Origin of the sequence: Butyrivibrio sp. (assembly GCF_017433805.1) — a bacterium.
In the GTDB taxonomy this organism is placed as follows: Bacteria; Bacillota; Clostridia; order Lachnospirales; family Lachnospiraceae; genus Butyrivibrio.
This window is the reverse complement of sequence record NZ_JAFRGN010000059.1, coordinates 1-6,217: the sequence shown is the minus strand read 5'-3', so window position 1 is coordinate 6,217 and position 6,217 is coordinate 1. Positions and strand designations below refer to the sequence as shown.

Genomic DNA, 6,217 nt, shown 5'->3' with positions numbered 1-6,217 from the left:
GTTCCTGATAAGAGATACCAAGGCAGTATCAAACACCACAAGTAGCGTAGTTACAGTTTCAACCTTCTGGGAGACAATGACTCCTGAAAAACTGGTGGTTGCTGTATTATACTTCCTTGCTGGTCTGGCTCTTTTCTCAATTATTGGAGCCCTTACTGGCGCAAGCGTATCCAAGCTCGACGAACTACAGGATGCATATAAGCTCTACAGCTTTATACTGCTGATCTGTGTTTATGCGGATATGTTCTATATAATCCTGATGTTTAACTCAAGCGGACATGAGGCGCTTCAGACTTTTTTTGCTATGTTCCCTTTAACTGGTGCATTCATTACTCCAGCCCTTATATTAGCTGGCAAGCTCAGTGTAATTGCGGGTCTCATAGCACTTGTCATCATAATAATCACAGCAGCCTGTACATTTATCCTTGCATCCGCAGTATATGAGTCAATGCTTCTTTTCCAGGGCAAGAGACTTGGCGTTAAAGACATAATTACACTTATGAAAAAGCAGGTGGTCGTATGAAGAACTGGCTAAAAATATTAAAATTCACATTGCAACAAGCCATCAAAGGCTCGAAATTCATAACTTCTACAGCTATCGCAGGTATAGTAATCCTTGTAGGTGTTGCAGTCACAAATATATTCCTTGCAGGAGCCTTTAATAAGGAAGAACAGATAAAAGCCCTGAAAGCTGTATACATAGTAAATGAAACAGATTATTCCATTGATACTGACAGCTTCGTTCAAAAACATCAAAAAGATTATCCAAACCTTCAGTTCAGTGAACTAAATGATGTAGACCCGCAGAAAGCTGCTTCTGATCCAGCAACTTACCTTGGTGATAACGCTGATTACTCTATTGTCCTTCAAGTTGCCGAGAGCGAAGACAGCTGCGACCTTACAGTCTATATCCCGAAAACAAGTCTTATTAACAGCGACGAAAGCGCAGATTTCATAGAAGATTTTGCTGACACAATTAAAAATGCCAAGATCAAAAGCACTGGTATTTCCGAAGAAAAGCTCAACATGGCTATCAGCGACATAAGCTTCGATGAAACCAAAGCAGATGCCGTAGAAGAGGAAGATGACTACTCTTTATTATCTTACCTTGCTCACATGCTAGTTATGCTTGTTCTGTACTTCCTGGTAATCTTCTATGGTCAGAGCATTGGTCAGATAGTCAGCATGGAAAAGACATCCAAGCTCAATGAATATCTTCTGACTCTTTCAGAACCCTCAGGAATTATCTTTGGTAAAGTAACTGCCATCTTCTGTGAAGCAGTTATCCAGATAGTCACCTGGGTAATATGCGGATTTGCAGGACTGCTATTAAGTAACAGTATGATCAAGAGTCTCACAGGCGAAGCTCCAAAGAGCCTTATCTCCACATTCATGGAGGCCATGCCTGAAGGAACAATTTCAGATAACTTCGGAGTACTACTGATTCTGGCTATCATCGCTTTACTTGCAGCATTTCTTTTCTACTGCTTCGTATCCGCACTGTTTGCTTCCTTTGCTGCTACAGCAGAAGAGCTCACACAGACTACAGGAATGTCAGTAATGACAATGCTCTTTGGCTTCATCGCCGCATTGTATGTTCCTTCATATACAGGTTCTGAGGTTGCAACAACAATCATTCGAATCATACCATTTACAGCAGCCTTCGCTTTACCTGGTGATATCGCAAGTGGACATATCGGTATTCTGGAATTTGTATTGTACTTAGCTATACTCCTTGTATTTACAGTTCTTTTGGCACTCCTTACAGGAAGAGTTTACAAGAGCAGATTGTTCAAAAAAGGTACCAAGGGAATGTTTGCAGAGATTGTAGCCGCCATTACAGGCAAGGTTACAACCAAGGCAGAGGACGAAGAGGATAAGAGCACCACAGTCTATGATCCAACAAGCTACGAAAGATATGACAAAGCCAAAAAGACCTATACAATTGTCGGCTTTGCACTTCTTGCCTTTATGCTAGCTGCGAATGTACTTGGTGGTCTTGTAGGAAGCGTTATCGGCAATATGATAGCAGCACAAAGGCATATAGGCCTTACGGATATGTATGAGGATACAACATTTCTTGTTATCAACAACTGCATTGCCATTTACCTGATTGCCGTTCCGATATCTTTCCTCGTAATGAAGCTCACAAACGACTCTGTGGTTACGGTAAAAGAGAAAATGAAAGCCAGCATGTATCTAAGATGCGTTTTCGTTGTGTTCCCTGTAGCCTACGCACTTAATATATTCAGCCAGCGACTTGCTTCTCTGATGACAAGTGGCGAAGCTGAGAACACAATGATCAACACACTTATCGCAGGCGACAATATACCAGCATTTATAATGGTTTCATTCCTTGCACCAATATTCGAAGAGCTTGTGTTCAGAAAGTTCATTATAGACAGAACAAGGCGCTATGGAGAATTTACAGCTATTATGTTCTCCTCAATTGCCTTTGGATTATTCCACTGCAACCTGTATCAGTTATTCTATGCATTTGCAATTGGTCTCGTTCTTGGATATGTATATGTGAAAACAGGAAATGTTCTTCTGACCATCATAATACACTTGATCGTGAACACATCTTCATCGCTGGCACCGATTATTCCTACAGCTTATCAGTACTTTGCTTATGCAATGTTGGTTCTTGGAGTACTTTCACTTGTTTATACACTGATAAAAAGAGATGTTAAGCTCGAACCTGAAAGAGATGAAGTTCCATCCAAGGAACTTTCAGCCATAGCCTATAGAAACTCTGGAACAGTCCTTTTTGCAGTCGTTTGCATCATGATCATGTGCTACCAGCTGTTCGCTCCTATGATACTTAAATAAGCCATATAGGCACTATAATAGGGCATCCCGGTCGGGATGCCCTTTTAATTATATGGTATACGGATTGCTCCATTTCATTCTCGCAATCCTACAACCATTCGGAAATCGAAATTTACTTCATAAATTTCTTTTTTCCTCATGTTTGTTCGGGTCATTAATACATAGATTATTTCATGCAAGCATGAATAATCTATGCATTATGACACCTATATCATGGCAGCATTTCAGCATCGCCGAAGTACTCAGCCCACTTCTCTGCACGCTCGTCCATGATTGCCTGGCCACCTGCTGAGAGGTAATCTGCCATGAAGCTATCCCATGTAGCATCGAAATCAGCCTCAGAAGCAACTACAGCGTTGTCATAGATCTGATCTCTCTTAGATGAAAGTGTATCACCTACACCAGCTTCTGCTGTGATCTCACCAACGTTAACGTTCTTAGGCTCAAGACCATCTGCCATAGCAAGCTTGTTAGCCTGATCTACAAGCTCAGGATCAGCCTCAGCATAACCATATGCAAGTGAAAGAGCTGCAAGCTTCTCATCGCCGAAGTATGTTCCGTTACATGTGATTGTGTAGTCGATGTTCTTACCAGAGTTCTGGATTGCATCGCCTGTTGCTGCAATGATCTGGATAGCGCCGCTATCAAGAACTTCGTGTGTTACGCCCTCATCACCAGCCTGAAGGTACTTAATAACGTCTGGCTGTGAGATGTAGTCGAGGTAAAGAAGAGATGCACGAGGCTCTGTGTTTGTTGTAGGGAAGAAGAGCTTTCTGTCTCCAGCTGAGCTGTAAAGCCACTTAGAATACTTGCCTGCTGAATTCTGGAAGCAATCTACAGGAACAAACTTAGCGTCTTCGCCAACGTTTCTCTTAAGGTTAGCGTTGATTGAATCTTCACCGTTTCTGAATACATAATCCCAGTTGTGCTGGAATGCACCAACATAACCAGCCTTGATCATATCATCCTCAGTTGTGTCTCCGCTTCCATAAAGAGCGAAATCTTTCCACATAAGGCCTGCGTTGTACCACTTGTTAAGGAGCTTAACTGCATCCTTTGTAGATGCCTGTGTAACCATTCTGTCATCGAATCCGTTGATGTAGTACTCTTTGTCTGAGATGTTAGGATCCATGAAAGATGTGATGATGTTAGATGCTCTCCAACCTACATCATAGCTTGTTGAGAAAGGAACCATCTTAGAAGCATCGCTTCCAAGGAGTGTATCAGCGTTGTCTTTGAATGCTACGAGCATATCCTCGAACTCCTGAGTTGTTGTAGGAGCCTCAAGTCCAAGCTTATCAAGCCAGTCCTGACGAACGAAAGTAACGATTCTCTGCTGCTCTGCTCTCTTTCCTTCAAGAGCCCATACAGAACCTGTCTTAGGATCTTTGTCCCAAAGCATGTTTGTATCTCCAAGCCATCCCCAAAGGTTTGGAAGATCTGCCTTGTAAGTCTCGATCATCTCGCTAAGATCGATAACACCGCCCATCTGAGCGTATGTAAGAACTGTAGGATATGAATATGTTACGCAGATGTCTGGAGCTTCGCCAGCTGCGAGAAGGTTGTTGATATCATCAACCTCTGTCCATCTAGGAACCTTCTTGAAAGTAACTTCTACATTGTGCTCTTCAAGCATTCCCTTCTTGATGAACTCTGTGTACATGTTGTTCTCAGGATCTGATCCGCCATCATTTCCTCTGTCGTAGATCTCTACTGTGATCTTTCTTGTCTCTGCAAACTTACCATCTGTAAGTTCAGATGCTACTTCTGGCTCTGCTGCCTCTGTAGCTGCTGGTGTTTCTGTGCTAGCGGTTTCTGTCTTAGGAGCAGTCTCTGTAGCTGCACCTGTGTCAGCGCCACCGTTTGATGATCCGCAGGCTACTACTGAAAGAGCCATTGCAGATGCAAGAAACATGGATAATACCTTTTTCTTCATAACTATACCTCCGTTTTATAAATAATTATCCCACTACTGGGTTGGTACCATATACATCATCTCCCACAATACATGCAACGACCCTCATAGTTCTATACATTCCAATAAGCCAAAACAATGGTTTTGTCTTATCTCCATAGAACTAAAATCGTTCCTTATGCATGTATTTGTGGTCGATTCCTTCTCTTATCACTACACTAATAGTCGGTTAGTGATTCAGAATCACTCTTTCACCGCTCCAAGAGTTACTCCATGGATGAAGTACTTCTGAAGGAACGGATAAATGCATAGGATAGGTACTGTAGAGAACATTACGATAGCTGCCTTAAGTGATTCAGCAAGACCAGGTGCTGAGAAACCTTCCTGTGTTGCTACTTCTACCTGGTTGATATTGTTGATGATGTTGTACAAAAGAAGCTGCAATGTATAGAATCTGTCATCTCTCATGTACATCAACGCATCTGAGTAACCATTCCATCTTCCTACCGCATAGAAAAGAGCCAGTGTAGCCATAACAGGCTTGGAAAGTGGCAGGTAGATCAGCACAAGAATCTTGAAGAAGGATGCTCCATCAATCTCAGCTGATTCTCTCAAGCTATCTGGAATTCCATAAAAGAAACTCCTCATAATGATCATGTTATAAACACTCATAACACCTGGGATGATCAGAACCAATGGGTTACTGAGAAGTCCCAGTTTCTGCATCAGCAGGTAGTTAGGAATTGTTCCTGCATTAAAGAACATTGTGATAGTGATAAAAATATTGATTGCACGCCTTCCTACCAGATTCTCAAATATAAGAGGATATGCACAAAGGGTTGTCATAGTAAGAGACAGGATAGTGCATACAGCTGTAAGAAATACTGTCCATATAAATGCTCTTATATACTTTGGATCCTTAAGTACTGTTGCATAAGCGTTAAAGTTAAAGCCCTTAGGTATAATGTATACTTCGTTTCTTACCAGGAAATCTGTTGAGCTAAGTGACTTGGCAAGAAGGTTCAGCATAGGAATTACGCACATTGCGCTTACGATAAGACAGATGATAACGAATACGATATCCCACACCTTATCTGCATTTGATTTAACTTTCATTTCTCTTGTCCTCCCTTACCAGATTCCTCTCTCACCAAGCTTGCGTGAGATGAAGTTTGCCATTAACAGGAAGAACACACCAACTACAGACTGAAACAATCCAACTGCTGTTGTCAGTGAGAACTGAAGTCCCTTAATACCTACTCTATATACGAAGGTTGCGATAACGTCTGCAACTCTCATTACCAGGTTGTTCTGGAATGCAAATGGTCTATCAAAACCTCCGCCAAGGATGTTACCAAGGCTCATGATGAGAAGTACTACGATTGTAGGCTTGATTCCAGGAAGTGTAATGTGCCACATCTTACGGAATCTGCCTGCTCCGTCTACAGCAGCTGCCTCGTAAAGCTCTGG

At 42.0% G+C, this 6,217-nt stretch carries 5 protein-coding genes; 2 read left to right on the top strand and 3 right to left on the bottom strand.

Annotation, left to right across the window (positions count from 1 at the left end):
• Both IJI01_RS13555 and IJI01_RS13550 read left to right on the top strand, forming a co-directional pair.
• A partial coding sequence (locus IJI01_RS13555) for a hypothetical protein (RefSeq protein WP_292191480.1) occupies positions 1-523 on the top strand: 523 nt, incomplete at its 5' end.
• Entirely contained in the window at positions 520-2,832 is a 2,313-nt protein-coding gene (locus IJI01_RS13550) for a CPBP family glutamic-type intramembrane protease (RefSeq protein WP_292191477.1), read from the top strand. The genes IJI01_RS13555 and IJI01_RS13550, both read left to right, overlap by 4 nt.
• 211 nt (positions 2,833-3,043) lie before the next feature.
• Here the strand turns inward: IJI01_RS13550 and IJI01_RS13545 are convergent, their stop codons facing one another.
• The 3 genes from IJI01_RS13545 to IJI01_RS13535 all read right to left on the bottom strand — a co-directional run.
• On the bottom strand, positions 3,044-4,768 hold the full coding sequence (locus IJI01_RS13545) for an extracellular solute-binding protein (RefSeq protein WP_292191475.1): 1,725 nt from the start codon (positions 4,766-4,768) through the stop codon (positions 3,044-3,046).
• A 222-nt stretch (positions 4,769-4,990) separates the two neighbouring features.
• Positions 4,991-5,863 carry a carbohydrate ABC transporter permease gene (locus IJI01_RS13540; protein ID WP_292191472.1) on the bottom strand — a complete coding sequence of 291 codons (873 nt, stop codon included), beginning with the start codon at positions 5,861-5,863 and terminating at the stop codon, positions 4,991-4,993.
• A gap of 15 nt (positions 5,864-5,878) precedes the next feature.
• On the bottom strand, positions 5,879-6,217 hold a 339-nt coding region (locus tag IJI01_RS13535), incomplete at its 5' end, for an ABC transporter permease subunit (RefSeq protein WP_292191469.1).

Excerpts from the sequence above, each read along its gene's own strand:
- IJI01_RS13550 (WP_292191477.1), top strand. The coding sequence starts at position 520 with ATGAAGAACTGGCTAAAAATATTAAAATTCACATTGCAACAAGCCATC.
- IJI01_RS13545 (WP_292191475.1), bottom strand. The coding sequence starts at position 4,768 with ATGAAGAAAAAGGTATTATCCATGTTTCTTGCATCTGCAATGGCTCTT.
- IJI01_RS13540 (WP_292191472.1), bottom strand. The coding sequence starts at position 5,863 with ATGAAAGTTAAATCAAATGCAGATAAGGTGTGGGATATCGTATTCGTT.